This is a genomic window from Parabacteroides sp. B2-S-102 (assembly GCF_023656665.1).
Taxonomy (GTDB): Bacteria; Bacteroidota; Bacteroidia; order Bacteroidales; family Tannerellaceae; genus Parabacteroides; species Parabacteroides distasonis.
On sequence record NZ_JAMOKM010000010.1, the window covers coordinates 16232 to 38497 of the forward strand.

At 49.8% G+C, this 22266-nt stretch carries 18 protein-coding genes; 10 read left to right on the top strand and 8 right to left on the bottom strand.

The window, feature by feature from the left end; genetic code table 11:
* Positions 1-22 precede the first annotated feature (22 nt).
* The 3 genes from secA (at position 23) to NBH07_RS13495 (ending at position 5493) form a co-directional block, all read left to right on the top strand.
* Complete coding sequence (gene secA / locus NBH07_RS13485) at positions 23-3403, top strand: preprotein translocase subunit SecA (RefSeq protein ID WP_005855607.1); 3381 nt, start codon at positions 23-25, stop codon at positions 3401-3403.
* A gap of 96 nt (positions 3404-3499) precedes the next feature.
* On the top strand, positions 3500-4594 hold the full coding sequence (ald, locus tag NBH07_RS13490) for an alanine dehydrogenase (RefSeq protein WP_005855604.1): 1095 nt from the start codon (positions 3500-3502) through the stop codon (positions 4592-4594).
* Positions 4595-4749: 155 nt separating this feature from the next.
* Positions 4750-5493, top strand: a complete 744-nt coding sequence (locus NBH07_RS13495) for a tetratricopeptide repeat protein (protein ID WP_005855602.1) — start codon at positions 4750-4752, stop codon at positions 5491-5493.
* A gap of 91 nt (positions 5494-5584) precedes the next feature.
* Here NBH07_RS13495 and rseP read toward each other — a convergent pair whose 3' ends face one another.
* From rseP to NBH07_RS13535, 8 genes are all read right to left on the bottom strand, one after another.
* Positions 5585-6913: an RIP metalloprotease RseP gene (gene rseP, locus NBH07_RS13500; RefSeq protein ID WP_008780932.1), complete on the bottom strand. Its 1329-nt coding sequence runs from the start codon at positions 6911-6913 to the stop codon at positions 5585-5587.
* A 30-nt stretch (positions 6914-6943) separates the two neighbouring features.
* The gene (locus tag NBH07_RS13505; RefSeq protein ID WP_009276294.1) at positions 6944-8095 is read right to left on the bottom strand and encodes a 1-deoxy-D-xylulose-5-phosphate reductoisomerase; all 1152 of its coding nucleotides are present in this window, start codon (positions 8093-8095) and stop codon (positions 6944-6946) included.
* 6 nt (positions 8096-8101) lie between these two features.
* Positions 8102-8965: a M23 family metallopeptidase gene (locus tag NBH07_RS13510; RefSeq protein ID WP_008780930.1), complete on the bottom strand. Its 864-nt coding sequence runs from the start codon at positions 8963-8965 to the stop codon at positions 8102-8104.
* Between the two features lie 28 nt (positions 8966-8993).
* Entirely contained in the window at positions 8994-9515 is a 522-nt protein-coding gene (gene rimM, locus NBH07_RS13515) for a ribosome maturation factor RimM (RefSeq protein WP_008780929.1), read from the bottom strand.
* 12 nt (positions 9516-9527) lie between these two features.
* The gene (murA, locus tag NBH07_RS13520) at positions 9528-10832 is read right to left on the bottom strand and encodes a UDP-N-acetylglucosamine 1-carboxyvinyltransferase (RefSeq protein WP_008780928.1); all 1305 of its coding nucleotides are present in this window, start codon (positions 10830-10832) and stop codon (positions 9528-9530) included.
* Positions 10829-11434, bottom strand: coding sequence for a DUF4290 domain-containing protein (locus NBH07_RS13525; RefSeq protein ID WP_008771685.1), 606 nt, complete (start codon positions 11432-11434; stop codon positions 10829-10831). Before NBH07_RS13525 ends, murA begins: the two co-directional genes overlap by 4 nt.
* A 66-nt stretch (positions 11435-11500) precedes the next feature.
* Positions 11501-11998, bottom strand: a complete 498-nt coding sequence (locus tag NBH07_RS13530) for a GNAT family N-acetyltransferase (protein ID WP_009276293.1) — start codon at positions 11996-11998, stop codon at positions 11501-11503.
* A gap of 95 nt (positions 11999-12093) precedes the next feature.
* Positions 12094-13908, bottom strand: a complete 1815-nt coding sequence (locus NBH07_RS13535; RefSeq protein WP_122380673.1) for a glycoside hydrolase family 2 protein — start codon at positions 13906-13908, stop codon at positions 12094-12096.
* A gap of 394 nt (positions 13909-14302) precedes the next feature.
* Between NBH07_RS13535 and NBH07_RS13540 the strand changes: the two genes are divergently transcribed.
* The 7 genes from NBH07_RS13540 to NBH07_RS13570 all read left to right on the top strand — a co-directional run bounded on the left by NBH07_RS13540 (position 14303) and on the right by NBH07_RS13570 (position 22238).
* The gene (locus NBH07_RS13540; RefSeq protein ID WP_009017720.1) at positions 14303-14761 is read left to right on the top strand and encodes a Lin1244/Lin1753 domain-containing protein; all 459 of its coding nucleotides are present in this window, start codon (positions 14303-14305) and stop codon (positions 14759-14761) included.
* A gap of 670 nt (positions 14762-15431) precedes the next feature.
* Entirely contained in the window at positions 15432-15866 is a 435-nt protein-coding gene (locus tag NBH07_RS13545) for a hypothetical protein (protein WP_009017719.1), read from the top strand.
* Positions 15867-16067: 201 nt separating this feature from the next.
* Positions 16068-16919 (top strand): DUF3298 and DUF4163 domain-containing protein, encoded by an 852-nt coding sequence (locus NBH07_RS13550; RefSeq protein WP_005855566.1) that lies wholly within the window; start codon positions 16068-16070, stop codon positions 16917-16919.
* Positions 16920-16939: 20 nt separating this feature from the next.
* On the top strand, positions 16940-17632 hold the full coding sequence (gene rsmG / locus NBH07_RS13555) for a 16S rRNA (guanine(527)-N(7))-methyltransferase RsmG (protein WP_009017718.1): 693 nt from the start codon (positions 16940-16942) through the stop codon (positions 17630-17632).
* A complete protein-coding gene (locus tag NBH07_RS13560; RefSeq protein WP_005855561.1) occupies positions 17629-18267 on the top strand; it encodes an MBL fold metallo-hydrolase in 639 nt (212 codons plus the stop codon). The genes rsmG and NBH07_RS13560 overlap by 4 nt, the downstream gene beginning before the upstream one ends.
* A gap of 12 nt (positions 18268-18279) precedes the next feature.
* Entirely contained in the window at positions 18280-21132 is a 2853-nt protein-coding gene (gene gcvP, locus NBH07_RS13565; RefSeq protein WP_156682595.1) for an aminomethyl-transferring glycine dehydrogenase, read from the top strand.
* Positions 21129-22238: a glycoside hydrolase family protein gene (locus NBH07_RS13570; RefSeq protein WP_039848705.1), complete on the top strand. Its 1110-nt coding sequence runs from the start codon at positions 21129-21131 to the stop codon at positions 22236-22238. Before gcvP ends, NBH07_RS13570 begins: the two co-directional genes overlap by 4 nt.
* The last annotated feature ends 28 nt before the right edge of the window (positions 22239-22266 follow it).

The window sequence follows — 22266 nt, forward strand, 5'->3', positions numbered from 1 at the left end:
ACTATCCATTAACATAAGAATCATGGGATTTAATGAGTTTATGACGAAGCTGTTCGGCAATAAGTCGCAGCGTGACCTTAAAGAAATCACACCTTACGTAGATAAGGTAAAGGCCGTATATCCGTCAATCAAGGCACTCTCGAACGATGAGTTGCGTGCGAAAACAGATGAGATCAAACAACGTATCCAAGACTACGTAGCCGAGGAGAAAGCGCAAGTGGAAGAGCTTCGCAAAGGCATCGAGGATAAGGAACTGGAAGAACGTGAGGCGATCTGGGCCGAGGTAGATAAAATTGAGAAAGCCATCACGGACAAGATGGAAGTAGTACTGGAGCAATCCTTGCCCGAGGTATTCGCCATCATGAAAGATACGGCCCGCCGTTTCGCCGAGAATGAGGAAGTGGTAGTTACCGCTAACCAATTCGACCGGGATCTGGCCGCTCGTTTCGACTTTGTCCGCATCGAGGACGATAAGGCGATCTACGCCAATCACTGGAAAGCCGGTGGTAACGAGATCACTTGGGATATGATCCATTACGACGTTCAGCTATTCGGTGGCGTCGTTCTTCATAAAGGTAAGATCGCCGAGATGGCTACCGGTGAAGGTAAGACCTTGGTGGCTACCCTTCCGGTATTCTTGAACGCCTTGACACGTAACGGTGTACACGTGGTAACCGTGAATGATTACTTGTCAAAACGTGACTCCGAGTGGATGGGACCGCTTTATATGTTCCACGGGCTTTCCGTAGACTGTATCGATAAGCACCAGCCGAATTCCGAGGCTCGCCGTAAGGCTTATGAGGCGGATATCACGTTCGGTACGAACAACGAGTTCGGTTTCGACTACTTGCGCGACAATATGGCGATCAGCCCGAAAGACTTGGTACAACGCAAGCATAACTACTCCATCGTCGATGAGGTGGACTCCGTATTGATCGATGACGCTCGTACGCCGCTGATCATCTCCGGACCGATCCCTCGTGGCGAGGAACAATTATTCGAGCAATTCCGCCCGAACGTGGAGGTTGTCGTGAACGCGCAGAAAGACCTTTGCTCCAAACTATTGATCGAGGCCAAGAAGAAAATGGCTAGCGACGACCAGAAGGTCGTTGAGGAAGGCTCTATCCTTCTGTACCGCTCCTTCAAGGGATATCCCCGCAACAAGGCGTTGATCAAGTTCTTAAGCGAGCAAGGCGTAAAGGCCCAAATGTTGAAGACGGAAGAATATTTCATGTCCGAGAACATGCGCCATATGCACGAGGCGACCGATGAGTTGTATTTCGTGATCGACGAGAAGAACAACAGTATCGAATTGACGGATAAAGGTATCGACCTATTGACCGGTAAGACGGACGACCCGACCTTCTTCGTACTTCCCGATATCACTTCCCAATTATCCCAATTGGAGAATATGACAGGAACCGAGGAAGAGAAACAGGCCCAAAAGGACGAGATATTGGCGAACTATTCCGTCAAGAGCGAGCGTGTACATACCATCAACCAATTATTGAAAGCTTACACCTTATTCGAGAAGGATGATGAGTATGTGGTTATGGACAACAAGGTCATGATCGTTGACGAGCAGACGGGTCGTATCATGGACGGACGTCGTTATTCCGATGGCCTGCACCAAGCGATCGAGGCTAAGGAACGTGTAAAGGTAGAGGCCGCTACACAAACATTCGCCACGATCACCTTGCAGAACTACTTCCGTATGTACCATAAGTTGTCCGGTATGACCGGTACGGCGGAGACGGAAGCAGGCGAGTTCTGGGATATCTACAAATTGGACGTAGTAGTGATCCCGACCAACCGACCGATCGCCCGTAACGATATGAACGATCGTATCTACAAGACAAAACGTGAGAAATATAACGCTGTTATCGAGGAAATCGTTCAGCTGACGGAAGCAGGCCGTCCGGTATTGGTGGGAACAACATCCGTAGAGATCTCCGAGCTATTGAGCCGTATGCTTACGATGCGTAAGATCCAGCACAATGTATTGAACGCTAAGTTGCACCAGAAAGAGGCCGAGATCGTGGCCTTGGCGGGTCAAAAGAGTACGGTTACGATCGCTACCAACATGGCCGGTCGTGGTACCGATATCAAGCTGTCCAAGGACGTGAAAGACGCAGGCGGTTTGGCTATCATCGGTACGGAACGCCATGAGAGCCGTCGTGTAGACCGTCAGTTACGTGGTCGTGCCGGACGTCAGGGAGACCCGGGTTCTTCCGTATTCTTCGTTTCACTGGAAGACGACTTGATGCGTTTATTCGCTTCCGAGAAGATCGCCGGCTTGATGGATAAGCTTGGTTTCAAGGAAGGCGAGGTTCTGGAGCACAATATGTTGAGCAAGTCCGTAGAACGTGCCCAGAAGAAGGTAGAGGAAAACAACTTCGGTATCCGTAAACGTCTGTTGGAATACGACGACGTGATGAACTCGCAACGTAACGTAATCTACACCCGCCGTCGCCACGCCTTGATGGGAGAGCGTATCGGTCTGGACGTATTGAACACGATTTACGATACTTCTACAGCTATCGCCGATCAACACGCCGAGGACTTCGAGGGCTTCAAGTTGGAATTGTTCAAGACATTCGCCATGGAAAGCCCGTTCACGGAAGACGAATTCAAGAGCATGAAACCGGAGCAACTCGTAGAGAAATTGTTCGAGGAGGCATTGAAGACTTATAAACGTCGTATGGAACGCATGACGCAAGTCGCTCACCCGGTCATCAAGCAAGTGTACGAGAATCAAGGAGCGATGTACGAGAATATCATGATCCCTATCACGGACGGCAAGCGCATGTATAATGTATCTTGCAACCTGAAAGAGGCTTACGACACGGAATGTAAGGCAATCGTTAAATCCTTCCAGAAATCAATCGTATTGCATATGATCGACGAGGGATGGAAAGAGCATCTACGTGAGATGGATGAGCTGCGCCACTCCGTACAAAACGCTAGCTACGAGAACAAGGATCCTTTGTTGATCTACAAACTTGAATCTTACAACCTGTTCAAGACAATGGTAGACAACATGAACCGTAAGACAGCCGCCATCTTGATGCGTGGACAGATCCCGGTACGTGAGGAGCCGACCGAGGAGCAACGCCAAGCCATGCAAGCCCGTCAAGCGGCCGTAGCCCAGCAAGCCGCCCAAGCGATCGCCGAGGAAAGAGCCCGTCAACGTATCGCCGTACAAGAGGCCGCCCCGGAGAAGCACGAGGATATGAGCCGTTACCGCACGGAGAAAACAGACTTGAGCGGAAACAACACCCAAGCCGAGGCACCTCAACCGAAGCAAGCTCCGGTCCGTGCCGAGAAACGAGTAGGACGCAATGATCCATGTCCTTGCGGAAGTGGCAAGAAATACAAGAACTGCCACGGACAAGGTTTATAAGGAACAAGAAATAAGATAAAAAAAGAGGGACAGAATACCAATCTGTTCCTCTTTTTTGTATATTGCAGGCATATAAACCCATTAAATGCTACCATTATGATTATTGGAATTCCAAAAGAAATCAAGAACAACGAGAACAGGGTAGCTCTTACTCCCGCCGGAGCCAAAGAGTTGGTGAAAAGAGGTCATACCGTGTATGTGCAACACACGGCTGGTATAAACAGTGGTTTCGCCGATGACGCCTATGTGGCGGCAGGGGCCCGGATACTCCCGGCCATTGAGGATGTATATGGAATTGCCGAAATGATCGTAAAAGTAAAAGAGCCGATCGCCAGCGAATATCCCTTGGTACGCAAAGGACAGCTTGTCTTCACCTACTTCCATTTCGCATCCGACGAGGCTCTCACCCTTGCCATGATAAAGAGCGGCTCCATCTGTCTGGCTTACGAGACCGTGGAGAACCCAGATCATACGTTACCCCTTTTGATTCCTATGAGTGAGGTGGCCGGACGCATGTCCGTACAGGAAGGCGCCCGTTTCCTTGAGAAACCGCAAGGTGGCAAAGGCGTATTGCTAGGTGGCGTGCCAGGCGTGAAACCGGGTAAGGTATTAGTTTTAGGCGGTGGTGTGGTAGGCCACAACGCCGCCTTGATGGCCGCCGGGCTAGGCGCCGATGTCACGATTGCCGACATCTCGCTTCCCCGCTTGCGCTATCTGTCCGAGACGATGCCGAAAAACGTGAAGACATTGTTCTCTTCCACGCATACGATCGAACAGGAATTACCCACAACCGATTTAGTGATCGGCGCCGTATTAATCCCCGGAGCCAAGGCCCCGCACTTGATCACCCGGGATATGTTGAAGTTATTAAAACCGGGCAGCGTATTGGTAGACGTAGCCATCGATCAAGGCGGTTGCTTCGAGACCTCCCATCCGACTACGCACGCCAATCCGGTTTATGAGATAGACGATATCCTCCATTACTGCGTAGCCAACATTCCGGGAGCGGTCCCGCAGACTTCCACGTTAGCCTTGACCAACGCTACCCTGCCGTACGTGATCAAGCTTGCCGACAGAGGTTGGGAAAAAGCCTGCGAAGAAGATCCGGGCCTAGAACTGGGATTAAACATCGTGGAAGGAAAGATTGTCTACCCCGCCGTGGCTGAGGCTTTTCCTTCACTCAAAGCATAAGTTTCAAAGAATCTTTCATCAGTAGGGATTGCCGTAAGCAATCCCTTTTTTATGTTTTCTATTTTTATTGTTTTCTAAAAAACGTAAAATATCTTGGCTTCTTTTCCCGCACGCCTTAACTTAGAGCACAAAATCAATCAAATTTAATAATTACCATGAAGAAAATTGTTTTATTAGTGGCTTTATGCCTATGTGTCGGAAACCTATTCGCACAAGACGCTGACAAATTAAGAGATGAAGGTGACGCTGCTTTGAAAGCAAAAGATTACGCTACCGTCGTAACAAAATACGGCGAATACTTGAAACAAAACAATTACCAAGACACCGCCCGTATCTTCAATTGCGGATACGCCGCTAATCAAGCGAAGAACTACGCCGAGGCCGCCAAATACTTCGACATGGCCGTTAAGATGAACTACAACGTAGACGACTCTTATGTAGGCGAGGCTATGGCTTACCGTAACTTAAACAAGACTGAAGAATTCCTGACTACGGTAAAAGAGGGATTAAAAGTGATTCCCGATGGAAACAAGAATAAGACCAATCTGGAAAAGTTGCTTTACGGTTACTGCATCAAACAAGGACAAGCCGCCCAAAAGAAGGGAGATCTGGCCGGTGCCGAGAAAATGTACAAAGAGGTCCTAGCCGTATCGAACAAGGATTACCAGAGCAACGCTTACTACAGCCTTGGCGCCATGCTGTATGGCAACGGAGCGAAGATATTACAGGCCGCTACCCCGATCGCTACTTCCGAGCCGGATAAATACAACGCCGAGAAAGCGAAAGCCGACAAAGACTTCAAGCAAGCGAAAGAATATTTGACAAAGGCTGTCGAACTCGACCCGAAAGACGAGAACTCCAAGAAGATCCTCGCTTCTATCAACGACATCCTGAAATAAGAAAGAGGACTTTATTCATACAAAAAAACCTCCCGGATCACATAGAAAAGTGATCCGGGAGGTTTTTTGTATCTAGTTGTAGAGACGTACGTTACTTGAAGAAGAAGCGGAAGATGTCATTTCCATTCGCATAGATCAATAAAGCGAACAGGATAAACATACCTGCCATTTGGGCATACTCTAGGAATTTATCGCTCGGTTTGCGACGGGCCACTACCTCATAGATCAAGAACATCACGTGTCCGCCATCCAAGGCCGGAATCGGCAAGATATTCATGAACGCCAAGATGATAGATAGGAAAGCCGTACGTTCCCAGAAAATCCGCCAATCCCAGACAGACGGGAACAATCCGCCGATCGTACCGAAACCGCCCAAACTGGAGGCACCTTCCTTCGTAAACACATATTTCATGTCGTTCACATATCCCTTCAAGGTATTAATACCTAATTTAATACCGGCGGGGAACGACTCGAAGAAACCGTATTTGCGGGTCACGGTCTGATAGAGATCCGTAGGCAACATCACCGCTACGCCAATTTTCCCGGCCGAGTCCGTCCTCATGGTCAAGGACTCCAACTGGCCGTTCCGGTAGAAATCTACTGTCACCTCTTCACCCTTATTCTCTGACAATAACCCAGAGGCATCATAAAACGTCGGGGTAGCCACACCGTTAATAGCCACCACGCTATCCTTCGGCTGCATGCCGGCAAGAGCCGCCGGGGCATTCTTGTCGGGAAGCTCACGAACAACCATCGGGATACGCAAAGGATCGGCGAAGCCTTTTCCGTCACGCATGCAACGTTGCATCATATCCTCCGGTATGGAGATCACGGTCTCCCGCCCGTCACGGAGCACCGTCACGGTCTTTGCCTCCACCACCTTGCGGAAACTGTCGCTACCGAAACGCTCCAACTCCTCATTGTCCGCTCTCAGCAAGATATCACCGTCCTGAAAACCGACGTTCTGGAACGTCTCGCTATAATTCATACCCATCTTCATGTTCTTCAAGGGCAAGTACGTATCGCCCCACGTAAACAAGATCATGGAATAAATAAACAAAGCCAGCAAGAAGTTGAACACCACGCCCGCTACCATAATCATCAAACGCTGTCCGGCCGGCTTGGAGCGGAACTCGTAAGGCTTGGGCGGCTGGGCCATCGCCTCCTTGTCCATACTCTCGTCGATCATACCGGAGATCTTACAATATCCTCCCAACGGAAGCCAGCCTACACCGTATTCCGTGTCACTGTTTTTCGGCTTGTACTTGAATAGCGAGAACCACGGATCGAAGAAGAGGTAGAACTTCTCTACCCGCACCTTGAAAATCCGGGCAAAGATAAAATGCCCGAACTCGTGGACAATCACCAGTATCGATAAGCTCAAGATGAGCTGTAACGCCTTAATCAAAAAAGTTTCCATCTACTATTGTTTGTTCTGTTTTAAATTATTTCAAAATAACTCGGCCGCCAACCGCCTAGCCTCGGTGTCGGTAGCCACGTAATCCTCATACGAGGGATTGACGATAAACGAGGCTTTCCGCATAGTCCGCTCGATCACGTCGCTCATTTGCAAGAAGCCGATACGATCTTGCAGGAAGGCAGCTACCACCACCTCATTGGCGGCATTCAAGATACAGGGCATATTCCCTCCTTGGCGGGCCGCCTCGAAAGCGAAAGCCAAGTTGCGGAAACGTTCCATATCCGGCTCCTCGAACGTCAAAGTCGAATATTGGTTAAAATCCAGACGGGGCGCCATGCTCCTCATACGTGTCGGAAACGAGAAAGCGTAGGCGATCGGCAATTTCATGTCGGGAATTCCCAGCTGGGCGATCACGGCGCCATCCTCAAACTGCACCATCGAGTGGATCACCGACTGTGGGTGCACCACCACCTGTACCTGATCCGGCGTGACATCGAACAACCATTTCGCCTCGATCATCTCGAAGCCCTTGTTCATCATCGAGGCCGAGTCTATCGTGATCTTCGCCCCCATCGTCCAGTTCGGATGCCTCAAGGCCTGCGCCTTCGTCACGGTAGCCAGCTCCTCCAGCGTCTTCCGCCGGAACGGACCGCCGGAAGCCGTCAGCAAGATCTTCTCGATCGAATTATCGTACGCACCTGTTAAACATTGAAAAATGGCCGAATGTTCCGAGTCCACCGGCAAGATAGGCACCTTATGCTCGGCGGCCAGCTTCATGATCAGCTCGCCGGCCACGACCAAAGTTTCCTTATTCGCCAAGGCGATCGCCTTTCCCGCCTTGATCGCCGAGATCGTCGGTCGCAAGCCGGAATAACCCACCATCGCCGTCAGCACCATATCGATCGGCTCCGACTGCACCATCTGGGCGATAGCGTCGGCACCCGCCCATACCTTGATCGGCAAGTCCTCCAAGGCCTCTTTCAGCTCGGGATATTTCCGCTCGTTGGCGATCACCACCACCTCCGGCATATATTTCCGGGCCTGATTGATCAATAAGTCCACTTGGTTATTCGCGGTCAAGGCATACACCTCGAAAAGATCGGAATGCTCGCTCACTACCTCCAAGGCTTGGGTTCCGATGGAACCGGTCGAGCCTAATATCGCTAACTGTCTTTTTTTCATGGAATATCAAAAAGCTATATATTCTTCCGGATTCACAGGATTGCCCTTATACCACAACTCGAAATGCAGGTGCGGCCCGGTAGACAACTCTCCCGTATTCCCGACCAAAGCGATCGCCTCACCGGCTACCACATGGTCTCCCACCTCTTTTAGCAACAATTCGTTGTGCTTATAAACCGAGATGAATCCGTTCTTATGTTGTAATTGAATTACGTTTCCGTGGTTCGGATCGAAACCGGTATAGATCACCGTACCATCCAACGTAGCCAAGACACTCTCCTTCGGGGCCGCGGCCAGATCCACGCCATAATGATGGACATCCGTCTCATAATGAGAGGTGACCACGCCATTCACGGGCTTATAGAAAAAGACCCCCTCGGTCGGGACCTTGCCCGGGTCGGTCAATACCGATAAATTATATTTCTCCTCTTCCTCGTAATCTTTCACGAAGCGAGTCTCTTCCTTGCTACGAGGAATCTCATAGTTAATATCGTTGCTAGCCAAAGAATCTATCTGGCGGATCGAGTCCAAGGGCATCGTACCGGAAATGATTCCGGCCACGTTATCCAGATAAAGGGACTGGATCTCGATCATACGCTCCAACGAATCCGCCCGCAAGGCATTCTGCATAATCTCCTTGCGAACCTCCACGTCGAGATAACCCGGCAAGTAGTTGCGAATCGGTGTCTTGATGATGATAAAAGCGGTAACGGCGATCAAGAAAAAGGCGAACACCGCCAAAGTGACAAACGCCGATAACTGCGAAAGCCGGAAAGACCACACCTCCTCCAACGTCCCCTCATTGATGAAGGAAAGTTTATATTTAAACCGGATCCGGTGCCAAAACGATTTCGTATTCTTCTTTTTCAACCCCTAATCTTCAATTATAAATTCTCAATTATAAATCAATCAGTCCCTCCGGCAAAGACACAGTGAGGCTACGGGCCTCATGGTCGGCCTCGGTGATCAACTCCTCCACGGCTGGGATCAACAGCTCCTCGCCTTTATGATCGACACGCAGAAGGACGTTGATTGTCGTCTCATCCACGTCTGTTATCTCTCCTAAATAGCCTTTCTGTACGTCCGTCACGGTATAACCGATAAAACTGTCCCACGTCATATCCCCCACGAGATCCTCCTCGTCCACGGCGTCCAAAGGATAAAACACCTCCTTGCCCACAAACATACGAGCATCCTCCTCGGAATTCACGTCCTCCAGTTTCACCAAGACCACCGTATCGGTCTTATAGCGGAAATCCTCCACGAAGAACGGTACCAAGATACCATCCATCTCGCAAACAATGTACGGGTCCTCGGCATCTTCCAGCACATCGCTATTCGTCACCAACGACAACTCCCCCTTGATGCCATGGGGCTTGGCAAACTGCCCGATCTTGAAAACCTCTTCTTCTCTAATCATCGCCTAAAATCTTTAAATCCTCGTGATACGTGCCCCGATCCGGTTCAATCGCTTATCGATCCCTTGATATCCCCGGTCGATCTGGTCTATATTATGGATCGTGCTGGTGCCCTCGGCGCTCATGGCGGCGATCAGCAAGGCGATACCCGCACGGATATCCGGGGATACCATCGTAGAGCCCCGTAACTTGAAGCGGTTGCCCAGCCCGATCACCGTAGCCCGGTGCGGGTCGCAAAGGATGATCTGGGCTCCCATATCGATTAGCTTGTCCACAAAGAACAAGCGGCTCTCAAACATTTTCTGGTGGATCAGCACGCTTCCCACGGATTGCGTAGCCACTACGAGAAATACGCTCAGCAAGTCCGGTGTAAGCCCCGGCCAAGGAGCGTCGGCGATGGTCATGATAGAACCATCGATAAACGTATCGATCTCGTAGGAATCATGCCGGGGGATATAAATATCATCGCCTCGCTGCTCCACGGTAATACCCAAGCGGCGAAAAGCGTCCGGGATGATCCCCAGCTTATCATATCCTGTATTCTTGATGGTGATCTCCGATCCGGTCATAGCGGCCATACCGATAAAGCTACCCACCTCGATCATATCGGGGAGGATGGTATGCTCCGTGCCGGAAAGCGACCGTACACCTTCTATTGTCAATAGGTTAGAACCGACACCTGAGATTCTCGCTCCCATGCGGTTCAGCATCGTGGAAAGTTGTTGCAGGTAAGGCTCGCAGGCGGCGTTATAGATCGTCGTCACCCCCTCGGCCAGCACGGCAGCCATCAAGATATTCGCCGTTCCGGTCACGGAAGCCTCGTCGAGCAGCATATAAGCGCCTTTCAACTGGCGTGCCTCTATCTCGTATACTTGCCGCTCGGCGTCGTAGCTAAAGCAAGCGCCCAGCTTCTGGATTCCCACGAAGTGCGTATCCAGCCGGCGTCGCCCGATCTTGTCGCCACCCGGTTTCGGGATCAGCGCCCTGCCGAAGCGGGCTACCAACGGGCCTACGATCATCACGGAACCCCGCAGGCTACCACTCTTGCGCAGGAACTCCTCGGTACGTAAATACTCCATGTCCACGTCGTCCGCCTGAAAGGTATAGGTATCGGCGGACGGATGCTCCACCTTGACCCTCATATCCCTAAGGAGCTGGATTAAGTTATTCACGTCCAAGATATCGGGCACATTGTGTATGGTCACCTTCTCCGGTGTTAGCAATGTCGCACAGATCACCTCCAGCGCCTCATTCTTGGCGCCTTGCGGGACGATCTCGCCGGACAAGCGATAACCACCTTCTATAACGAACGAGCTCATCTGCCTTTACGCGTAAAGTTTCTTTTGTGGGCGCCACTGTTATTACGGGCCAATATATCACGGCTCTCGGCCAGTTTATGTTCCTCCTCGCTCAATACGATCTTGCTGCCGGAGAGTTCGTCCAGATCCTTGAAGATCTTACGGTCGTCCACGCTTTCCTTGTTCCAAGTAAGGAACGATTTCTTCATCTGGTTGGCCAGCAGTCGCACGAGCTGGTCTTTCTCCATGCCGGGTTGCAGCTCCGTGGCCTTGCGGATCATCAGCTCCAAGGTCTTTCCGTAATGGCGGTAGCGTATACGGTTATTGTTGTACGGGATACGAGGCGGACGGCTATACAGGTTCTCCTTCTTGATGATCTCGTACGGATAGTCTATATCGAGCTTAAAATCGGCCATGATCGCCAGATGATCCCAAAGGATATGCTTAAAGTCGTTTACGTCACGCAAGTGCGGGAACATGTTTCCCATGATGTTGATAATCGTGTTGGCGCAACGCTTACGCTCTTCCCTGTCTTGGATAGTCACGCAATAGTCCACCATATTTTGGATATTGCGTCCGTATTCGGGCAAAGTCAATCTTTTTCCTTCTGTATTGTATTTCATTCTTTACATTTTGTTTATCGCGAAGATAGGTATATTAATTGAGAATTGAAAATTGAGATTCGAAAGTTACCTCTCGTTAGGCTTAATTATCAATTCATAATCTACCACGTCCAGCCACCGCCCGAATTTCAGCCCTACTTTCTCGAAGTGGGATACTTTTCTGAACCCCAGCTTCTCATGCAGCGAGTAGCTGGCCTCATTCCCCTCAGTGATGCAGGCGATCAGGGCGTGGTAGCCGCCTGCCCGACATTCCTCGATCAGCCTTTCCATAAGCTGCCGGCCGATCCCCTTGCCCTTGTATCTCGGGGATAAATAAACGGTGGTCTCAAGCGTATATTTATAAGCTGCCTTTTCTTTCCACGTATGGGCATAGCAATATCCCACGACCTCATCCTGATCCACGTACACCAGATAAGGATAGCTCGCCGAGATCCCGGCTATGCGACCCTCCATCTCCTCCACCCGCAAAGGTTCCGTCTCAAACGTAGCCACGCTATTCACGACATATTCATTGTATATATCCACGATCGCCTTGGCGTCTCGCAAACTCACATTCCGAATCATATTCATTTCGCTAAAACAATCCGATCCGGGAAAGAATCTCTCTTTGCCCGGACCGGATCTATCATCGAGTCAAATAACTATTTTTTCTAAGCCTTCTACTCAGACAAGGCCTTGATCACCTCTTGGTTCGCCTTGCGCACCTCGGCCTCGTTGATCTTGATCACTTTACGGTCGTAGGTCATAAGGCCGTTCACCTCGCCTTCCACGTCCGTGGTTTGCGTGTAGACAGCGGCGGAGAAACCCTTCGGGACCATCGCCTTCAACTCCTTGGCGTACTTCACGTACTCGGCGGTCACCTCATCGCTATTCTTAAACTGTACATAGCCCCAGTTGCGTTTATTCCACCACAAATGGTTCTCCACGGCCAAGCCGATACCACCATACTCGCCCAATACGTTTACACGCACCGGATCGAACAGGTACATCGCCGGGCCCGGGTAATTATGCAAATCCAAGATATCGCCGCACGCACGGAAATTACCGCCACTGGCCGGATTCACCAGACGGGAAGGATCGTATGTTTTTGTCCACTCGGCAGCCTTCTCGGTATCGAACTGGCCCCAAGCCTCGTTGAAGGGCACCCATACTACTACGCTAGGATTCGAGACGCACAGGTCCATGATCTCCTTCCACTCCTTGTAATAATTACGGATAGACTCCTCGGTACGCTCCTTGTCGGTTCCACCGTTATACGTATGAGGCGCCCATTGGTTACCCATGTCGCCGCTAGGCATATCCTGCCAAACCAGCATACCTTCCTTATCGCAATGATAGTACCAGCGGGCCGGCTCTACCTTCACGTGCTTGCGGATCATGTTGAAGCCCCACGCTTTCGTCTTCACGATATCATACAGCAACGCCTCGTCCGTGGGAGCCGTGTAAAGCCCGTCGGGCCACCAGCCTTGATCCAGCGGGCCGTATTGGAACAGGTTCTTGTTGTTCAAGCGCATACGCATGATGCCGTTGGCGTCACGCTCGGCGGATATCTTACGGAAGGCGGTGTACGATTTCACCTCGTCCACCTTCTTGCCATTCTTCGACAAGCTCACCTTCATATCATATAAATAAGGATTGGAAGGTTCCCACAACGTAGGATTTTGCACGGCCAAGCGTAATTCTGTCCCTTGTACGCCCTTGGCGGTAGCAACCACCTGCCCCTTATCGAGCAAGCTGACCTCCACGATGTCCGACACCGGGGAGTCGGAACAAGCCCCGACCGTCACGCTCATCACGCCATTATCGATATTCGGGATCGCCTTGATAGAGGTGATATGCGAGGAAGCGACCGGCTCCAGCCATACGGTCTGCCAGATTCCGGTGACCGGCGTATACCAGATTCCCTCCGGGTTGGCCACTTGCTTTCCACGGGGTTGGTAGCCTTTATCGCTCGGGTCCCATACACGCACCACCAGCTTATGCGTACTTTTGCCATTCAGATAGGGAGTGATATTCAAGGAAAACGGGGTAAAGCCTCCCGTGTGGGAACCGATCAGGATATCATTCACGAACACGTCCGCTTTCCAATCCACGGCGCCGAAGTTCAACAAGATATCTTTTCCTTTCCATGAGGAGGGCACCGTAAAGGTTCGTTTATACCACAACTCATTCTTCTCCCCCACTTCTTTTTGCACGCCGGACAAGGAGGATTCCACGGCGAACGGCACCAAGATATTCCCATCGAAACTCGTCGGCTCCACCTGTCCTTTCGGAAGGATAGCGTATTCCCACTCGCCGTTCAAATTCTGCCAATCCGCACGTTCCATCCCGGGGCGTGGATATTCTGGCAATACATTCCGGGGATCTACTTTCTCAGCCCAGTCCGTCTTGATCTTGTCTCCGGCGGGCTTCCACTGCGCCCCGGCGCTACAAATCGTTGCGAACGCACAAAAGGCTAACAATAATTTTCTCATGATATTATTTACATTTTGAATTGATAATACACTTTCAAGTGACAAAGATAGTAGAAAATATCCAAAATCCACATCGTCTTCGAATACCAATAGGAGAACCGTACCCAAATCGATCTAACCATAAAATGCCCGGAATATCTCTTGTGACAGAATCTCACAAGATAAGGTTATTGTATTTTTTAATGTTCCTATTTTACATCAATATCATTTCCGGAAAAACACGTACGTGAATTTCCCAAAACACGTACGACTTTTCGGAAAAACATGTACGTGTTTCGACGCAAACATTACGATGTTTTTACGACTCTGATTTTCAACCCCTTGAAAACACGACCTGATTTTCTGCTTATTGTAAAATTCTTCTTATTCAAGGATACCCGGAAAAGGAGAAGTAATGGCACGACCTATTAAAAAGGAGCCGGATTATGTCCCGCTCGACACGGATTTACTAAGCAACCGTAAAATCCGTCAAATAAAGCGCAAATACGGATCTGACACTTTTCTATTATATATTGCCCTGCTTTGTGACATCTATGCCAATGGCTATTATATCACGGCTTACAAGGAAGAGCGTGAGCTTGCCTTTCTCCGCAAGGTATTCCAGCAATACAAGGCCGGTTACCCGCTGGAACGCCTTTATCCCGCCCGTGTCTACCAGTCCTTGCAAGAGCGGGGATTGATACACGATACCCCCGAGGAGAAACGCCACGCCATGAGCCTCTTCGCCCATTGGAGACCACCGGGTCACCTGCCCATCAGCGAGGACTATCGGCTGACGATGGTGCGACAGCAAGCCATGGCATGGTTGCTGCGGAGGTATTTCGATGGGCTGATAGCTAAAGAGAAAGCATAAGAACGAGTAGTATGCACTTGCATATCTGTTAATAATTCGCCAATAAAAACATTGATTTACAAAATATATAGTTATATTTGCATCGTCATGTGGCTATAGCGTTAGCTGAAAAACATGGCGACATATTATGTATTAGAGCATCGAGTGTTATTCTAGGCATTGTCAAACATCCCTAAAAGCAAAGTCAACTAGAATAACAAACTTCATGCTCACGCTGTTGTATTATCTCAAATATACAATAATGGCGTGAGCTGTCGTTTGTTATAGTTGACAAAGGTATGGGGATACCTGACAAGCCTATAACAATATAACGGCAGCTTCACGCTTTTTTTTGTGTCTGCCCATAAAAACTCTATTTCTCCAATAATTATACATTTGGCCTATAATTAATCGAATTTAACAACATGGCTTTTCGGAGGAAAAGCTTGGTTATTTAGTTAAATAAAGAAAAGAGCTATCTCGTTCGTGAGAATATAGGTAGCTCACTATTGTTTAACCTTTTTAATGCGTTCACATCCTATTGATGGTAGACTTGTGCCAATAGGCTATAGTTAAATTTTATCATCATTATCCATAATTTCCTTCAAACTATAATGGTATGATAAAAACTAATTGTACATTTAGGGCAATCCTATTTTAGTTGTTAACTAATTAAAACTGATTCAGAAACATGAGAACTTCTTTATTCATATTTTTCATGGTCATTTTTATTGGTTGTAGTGAAAATGACATTATCGATGAAGGGGAAAAACCAGAAGATCCTCAAGCCGAAATAGAGGTTTATTATGACCAAGAAAGTACAAGCTCAAGAAAACCTGATGCAGGCGCAAAAGTGTATTTGTATTATGACATTAATATAACGACAGAGTTTGGTGGCCTTGCATCTTATGAAGGAAATGGAATATTAAAGTATAAAAGGTATAATACAGTCATTAAGCCAGATTCTGTTTTATATACAGATTATTTAGGAAAGACTGTTTTTGATCTAAAGCCTATGGATGTGATGTCTATAGTGGCAGAAAGCTCTTATTTTCCAAATATGATAACCTATACAGTTTGCTTTCATCTAGATGAAAGCATGAAAATAACATTTGTATTCTCATAAGGCTGGGTACGCCCCTAGGTGATATAAAATGGGAACTATTCTTCTCACGCAAGAGAACACCCGGAAAGTATCGGACAAATAGACAACTCAACCCGAAAACCACCGAGGAAAGATTGTCCTCTTATTAAACTTCATCGTGCAATTTGATTATACAATTTAATAACGTACATTCGCGTACAAATAAATTAAATCTGTAGTCCGATGAGAACGCATTTACGCGAAAGCATGCTGGCGCTTCTTTTGATAGGTATCTTAGCCACGGGTTGCGATACCGGAACGAAGAAGGCTTCCGAAAACAGTATCACGTTTGATTCTATCAGCGTGGAAAAGACTTACCATTTGTTAGATAATCCGGATAATCCCAATTGCAATCTAGAGATCAAGTTCGTTTATCCCCGGAAATATTCGGATAAAGAGGTTCTTAAGAACCTACAGAGACAGTTCGTCTCCTCTTATTTCGGCGAGAATTATGAGCAATTATCCCCCGAGGAGGCGGTACGGAAATATACCGACGACTATCTGGCCGCTTATAAGGATCTGGAAGAGGATTACAAGGCTGAGGTGGCGAAATCCGACGAGACACCGGTGGGCTCTTGGTTCTCTTACTATGAGATGTCGTCGGATGATATCGCCTTCAACCAAGACGATATCATCAGCTATACGGTAAGCTTCGAGAACTATACGGGCGGAGCGCATGGCGCACATTCCTACAATAACCATGTAGTGAACCTCAAGACCGGTAAGCCGATCACCGAGGAGGAGATATTCGTGGACAACTATCAAGACAATCTGGCGCGAATATTGGTAGATCAGATCGCCAAGCAAAACAACGTATCCGACGCCAAGGAACTGGAAAATATCGGTTTCTTTAGCGTGGACGAGATCTTCCCGAACGGGAACTTCCTCGTAGACGAGACGGGCATCACCTATTCTTTCAACGAATATGAGATAGCGGCATACGTGGTAGGCGTCACGAACGTCCATCTCCCTTACAAGGAAATCCGCTATTTGCTGCGGGATGACAGCCCGATAAGTCAGTTAATTGAAAATTGAAAATTGAGAATTGAAAATTAATGATAGATAAACCTATAAACAGTTGTCCTATGGAACAAAATACAGAGAAATTCTCAATTCCCAATTCTCAATTTTCAATTCTCACATCTTATTTCCCCGATCTCACCGACCGGCAAAAAGAGCAATACGCCGCCCTATATGACCTATATACGGATTGGAACGCCAAGATCAACGTGATCTCACGGAAGGATATCGAGAACCTATATCCGCATCACGTGCTTCACTCGCTGGGTATCACCGATATGCTGCGTTTCAAGCCGGGTTCCTCGGTGATGGATCTGGGTACGGGAGGCGGTTTTCCCGGCATCCCCTTGGCGATCTTATTCCCTGAGACCCATTTCCATCTGGTAGACAGCATCGGGAAAAAAATCAAGGTGGGACAAGCCGTGGCCGAGGCGATCGGGCTGGAGAACGTATCCTTCCGCCATTGCCGGGGCGAGGAGGAAAAGCAGCTTTTCGATTTCGTGGTAAGCCGTGCCGTGATGCCTCTGGCGGATCTGGTAAAGATCGTCCGCAAGAATATAAAGAAAGAACAGATCAACGCATTGCCCAACGGATTGATTTGTCTGAAAGGTGGAGAGCTGGCGCACGAGATATTGCCTTTCCGGAACCAAGCGATAAGCATGGATCTGAAAGACCATTTTAAAGAAGAGTTTTTTGAAACTAAAAAAGTAGTGTACGTACCCTTATGATTACGATAAAATCTTTCGAAGTAAACTATTTCTCCGAGAATACTTACTTGCTATACGATGATACCAAGGAGGCAGTCCTTATCGATTGCGGCTGCCTGCGCAAAGAGGAACAAAAAGAAGTAAGCGACTTTATCGCCCAGAACGGGCTGACGCTGAAACGTTACCTTTGTACGCACCTCCATCTGGATCACATATTCGGCAACGAATTCGTCCATAACACCTACGGGTTGAGCCCGGAAGCCCATAAAGCGGACGTGGAGGGCCTTCCCTCCCCCGAGGAGCAAGCCAAGGCGTTCGGCCTGCCGATGAAGGCGAAAAGCGTCCCGGTAGGGAAATATCTGGTAAACGGGGAAATCATAAAGTTCGGGAAATCCGAGCTGGCGGTATTGAGCGTTCCCGGTCATTCGCCCGGAGGCGTGGCTTTCTATAACAAGAAGAACGGTTTCGTGATCGTCGGGGATTCCTTGTTCGCCGGAAGCATCGGCCGTACCGATTTATGGGGAGGCAACCAAGATATACTGCTTGCCGCTATCAAGGACAAATTACTGTCGTTGCCGGACGAGACCGTGGTATACCCCGGCCATGGCCCCGAGACACGAATCATTGATGAGAAATTAAATAATCCTTATTTATAAAATACTAGAATTATGGACACAAATAAGTTTGTAAACCGCCACGTGGGCATCTCAGCGGAAGATATTCCCGCTATGTTGGAGACGATTGGCGTGAAGTCTTTGGACGAGTTGATCGATCAGACCATTCCGGCCAACATCCGTTTGAAAGAGCCGTTGAACCTCCCGGAGGCCATGACGGAACGTGAGTTCGCCGAGCATATCGCCGAGCTGGCTTCCAAGAACGAGGTATTCACCTCTTATATCGGTATGGGTTGGTACGACACGGTTTGCCCGGCCCCGATCCAACGTAACGTATTCGAGAACCCGGTTTGGTACACCTCCTATACGCCGTATCAGGCGGAAGTATCCCAAGGACGCTTGGAGGCGTTGCTGAACTTCCAGACTGTTATCTGCGAACTGACCGGATTGCCCTTGGCGAACTGCTCGCTACTCGACGAGGCGACAGCGGCAGCCGAGGCGGTTACCATGTTTCATGGTTCACGCAGCCGTGCGCAGGTGAAAGCGGAAGCCAATACGGTATTCGTTGACGAGAACGTGTTCGCCTCTACGCTGGCCGTCATCCACACCCGCATGATCCCGCAGGGCATCCAGGTGGTAGTGGGCGATTATAAGAAATTCGAGTTCACGCCGGACGTGTTCGCCGCCATCGTACAGTTCCCGAACGCGGATGGTTCGATCGAGGACTATAAGGAATTCGTGGCCCGTGCGGGCGCCGCCGGAGCCAAGGTAGGCGTAGCCGCCGACTTGATGAGCTTGGTATTGTTGACTCCTCCGGGAGAATGGGGAGCGGATGTCGTATTCGGTAGCAGCCAGCGCTTCGGTATCCCGATGTTCTACGGGGGTCCTTCCGCCGCTTTCTTCGCTACGAAGGACGATTATAAACGTACGATCCCGGGACGTATCATCGGTATCTCCAAGGACGCTTACGGCCATCCGGCTTATCGCTTGGCTTTGCAGACCCGCGAGCAACATATCAAACGTGAGAAGGCTACGTCCAATATCTGTACGGCTCAGGCGTTGTTGGCTACCATGGCCGGATTCTACGCCGTATATCATGGAGCGGAGGGGTTGCGTAACATCGCCGGACGGATTCATTCCACGGCCGGATTCTTGGCCAAGGAGTTGGAGAAACTGGGATATACGCAATTAAACAAGGATTATTTCGATACCTTGAAGATACAGCTTCCCGCACACGTGTCGGTGAACGCGCTGCGTGAGATCGCCTTGGAGTGCAAGGTGAACTTGCGTTACTTCGAGGCCGGACAAGTAGGCGTCAGCATAGACGAGACGACATTGCCTACGGACATAGGCGTATTATTATACATCTTCGCCGGCGCCGCAGGTAAAGACTATATGCTGGACGAGTCTATCCCCGCCCAGACTTATTTCGACGCTAAATTCGCCCGTACCTCCGATTTCTTGCAGCAAGACGTATTCAAGAAATATCATACGGAGACCGAGTTGATGCGTTACATCACCCGTTTGGGACGAAAGGATGTTTCCTTGACCCAATCCATGATCTCGCTGGGATCTTGCACGATGAAGCTAAACCCGGCTTCTACGATGTTGCCGCTTAGCCGTGCGGAATTCATGAATATCCACCCGTACGCTCCAGAGGAGCAAGTGGAAGGCTATACGGAGCTGATCGAGAACCTGTCTTCTTACTTATGCACGATCACGGGCTTCAAGGGCTGTACGTTGCAACCGAACTCCGGCGCCGCTGGCGAGTACACGGGTCTTCGTGTGATCCGTGCTTATCAGGAAAGCATCGGCCAAGGCCATCGTGATATCGTTTTGCTTCCGGCTTCCGCCCACGGAACCAACCCGGCCAGCGCTATCCAATGCGGGTATAAGACCGTAACCGTTAAATGCGACGAGAATGGTAATATCGATCTGGAAGATTTCCGTGCGAAAGCCGAGGAGAACAAGGAGCGTTTGGCTGCCAGCATGATTACCTATCCGTCTACGCATGGTATCTTCGAGGTGGACATCAAGGAGATGTGCGACATCGTTCACGCTTGCGGAGGACAGCTTTATATGGATGGCGCCAACATGAACGCACAGGTTGGATTGACAAATCCGGGTACGATCGGCGCCGATGTATGTCACTTGAACCTGCATAAGACCTTCTCTTCTCCTCACGGAGGTGGTGGTCCCGGCGTAGGCCCGATCTGCGTGGCCGAGCATCTGGTTCCGTTCTTGCCGCAGCATCCGGTGCTTTGGGGCAGCGACTTGAATACGGTATCCGCGGCTCCTTATGGTAGCGCCGGTATCCTACCGATCACGTACGCTTACATACGCTTGCTGGGTACGGAAGGTCTTGAGACAGTAACGAAGACGGCCATCTTGAACGCCAATTACTTGGCCGCTAAGTTCAAGGATACGTACGGTATCGTCTATACCGGAGCGACAGGCCGTGTAGGTCATGAGTTGATCTTGGAATGCCGCACGGTAAAAGAGCGTTCGGGCATCGACGAGGGCGATATCGCCAAGCGTTTGATGGACTTCGGCTACCACGCTCCTACCCTATCTTTCCCGGTACACGGCACCTTGATGGTAGAGCCGACCGAGAGCGAGAGCAAGGCCGAGCTGGATCGTTTCGTAGAGGTAATGGAATGTATCTGGAACGAGATCAAGGAGGTGGAGGAAGGCAAGGCTTCGAAGGAGGACAACGTCTTGAAGAACGCCCCGCATCCGGAATACGAGGTGACCGCCGACGAGTGGAAACACGCGTATCCCCGCACGAAGGCCGCCTTCCCGCTGGAATGGTTGCACGACAGCAAGTTCTGGATTAACGTAGCCCGTGTAGATAACGCTTATGGCGATCGTAACTTGATCCCGACTTTATGCGCTTGCGAGATATGAAGAAGCTCTTTATCGCTTTGGCGGCCGTCGCTCTGACGGCTTGCGTCAAGGCGCCCGAGAAAACAGTCAAGGTCTACGCATGGCAAGGCGAAGGCGGGAATACCACCGAGCAAACCTTACAAGCGGACTTTAGTAAATGGCATGCCCACGGTGTAGACGGGATGTGCTACAACGCCGGCCACGACACGGAGAAAATCCAGCGTGCCGCCAAAGCGGCCCATGCCAATGGCATGGAATACCACGCATGGATTCCTGCCATGTTGCAACATGGATTGGACTCCACCCTCTACGCCGTGAACCGGAAAGGCGAGTCGGCCTATTCCGTACAGGCCTATGTCCCTTATTACAAATGCCTGTGCCCGAACCAAGAAGGTACGGCGGAGTTCTTGCTGGATCTATATGGCAAGGTAGCCGATATCCCGGAGGTGGATTATATCCATCTGGATTATATCCGTTACGTGGATGTCATCCTGGCCCGCGGACTTTGGGAAAAATACGGCTTGGTGATGGACGAGGAATATCCTACGGCGGACTATTGCTACTGTGACAAATGCGTGGCCGATTTCAAGGCCGCTACCGGTATCGACATCAAATCCGTAGAGGATCCTTCCAAATGCGCGGAATGGGCGCAGTTTCGTTGCGACCTGATCACGAAATTGGTAAATCGCATCGCCGACGAGGTTCACGGCAAAGGCAAGAAAGTGAGCGCCGCCGTATTCCCGGGGCCGGACTCTCACGCTAAATGGATGGTTCGTCAAGAATGGAATAAATGGAATATCGACGCTTTCTTCCCGATGAATTATAACGATTTCTATCTGGAGGACGCTTCTTGGCTGGCTCCGATCGTGAAAGAGGAAGTAGCCGCCGTGCAAGGCAAGAAGCCGGTTTATAGCGGTCTGTTCATCTGCGAGGATTGGCAGAACAAGGCGAATATCAAGGACCCGGAAGGCCATGGACTGATCCCGTCCGAGATCGAGGAGGCCGTAAGAGGCTCCATGGAGAACGGAGCGGCCGGCGTGGCGTTGTTTACGCCGGGCAACATGACGGATGAGCATTGGAAAGCTTTCGATAAGGCGATCCACCAACCGTATACCGTAAAGCCCTAATTCGTAATTACTATACGATAAAACAAAG

Coding starts and splice junctions, on each gene's coding strand:
- NBH07_RS13525 (WP_008771685.1), bottom strand. CDS start 11,434: ATGAAATACAATACAGAAGGAAAAAGATTGACTTTGCCCGAATACGGA.
- NBH07_RS13560 (WP_005855561.1), top strand. CDS start 17,629: ATGATTACGATAAAATCTTTCGAAGTAAACTATTTCTCCGAGAATACT.
- rsmG (WP_009017718.1), top strand. CDS start 16,940: ATGATAGATAAACCTATAAACAGTTGTCCTATGGAACAAAATACAGAG.
- murA (WP_008780928.1), bottom strand. CDS start 10,832: ATGAGCTCGTTCGTTATAGAAGGTGGTTATCGCTTGTCCGGCGAGATC.
- NBH07_RS13545 (WP_009017719.1), top strand. CDS start 15,432: ATGAGAACTTCTTTATTCATATTTTTCATGGTCATTTTTATTGGTTGT.
- NBH07_RS13540 (WP_009017720.1), top strand. CDS start 14,303: ATGGCACGACCTATTAAAAAGGAGCCGGATTATGTCCCGCTCGACACG.
- secA (WP_005855607.1), top strand. CDS start 23: ATGGGATTTAATGAGTTTATGACGAAGCTGTTCGGCAATAAGTCGCAG.
- rseP (WP_008780932.1), bottom strand. CDS start 6,913: ATGGAAACTTTTTTGATTAAGGCGTTACAGCTCATCTTGAGCTTATCG.
- NBH07_RS13495 (WP_005855602.1), top strand. CDS start 4,750: ATGAAGAAAATTGTTTTATTAGTGGCTTTATGCCTATGTGTCGGAAAC.
- NBH07_RS13505 (WP_009276294.1), bottom strand. CDS start 8,095: ATGAAAAAAAGACAGTTAGCGATATTAGGCTCGACCGGTTCCATCGGA.
- NBH07_RS13570 (WP_039848705.1), top strand. CDS start 21,129: ATGAAGAAGCTCTTTATCGCTTTGGCGGCCGTCGCTCTGACGGCTTGC.
- NBH07_RS13535 (WP_122380673.1), bottom strand. CDS start 13,908: ATGAGAAAATTATTGTTAGCCTTTTGTGCGTTCGCAACGATTTGTAGC.
- ald (WP_005855604.1), top strand. CDS start 3,500: ATGATTATTGGAATTCCAAAAGAAATCAAGAACAACGAGAACAGGGTA.
- NBH07_RS13530 (WP_009276293.1), bottom strand. CDS start 11,998: ATGATTCGGAATGTGAGTTTGCGAGACGCCAAGGCGATCGTGGATATA.
- rimM (WP_008780929.1), bottom strand. CDS start 9,515: ATGATTAGAGAAGAAGAGGTTTTCAAGATCGGGCAGTTTGCCAAGCCC.
- NBH07_RS13550 (WP_005855566.1), top strand. CDS start 16,068: ATGAGAACGCATTTACGCGAAAGCATGCTGGCGCTTCTTTTGATAGGT.
- gcvP (WP_156682595.1), top strand. CDS start 18,280: ATGGACACAAATAAGTTTGTAAACCGCCACGTGGGCATCTCAGCGGAA.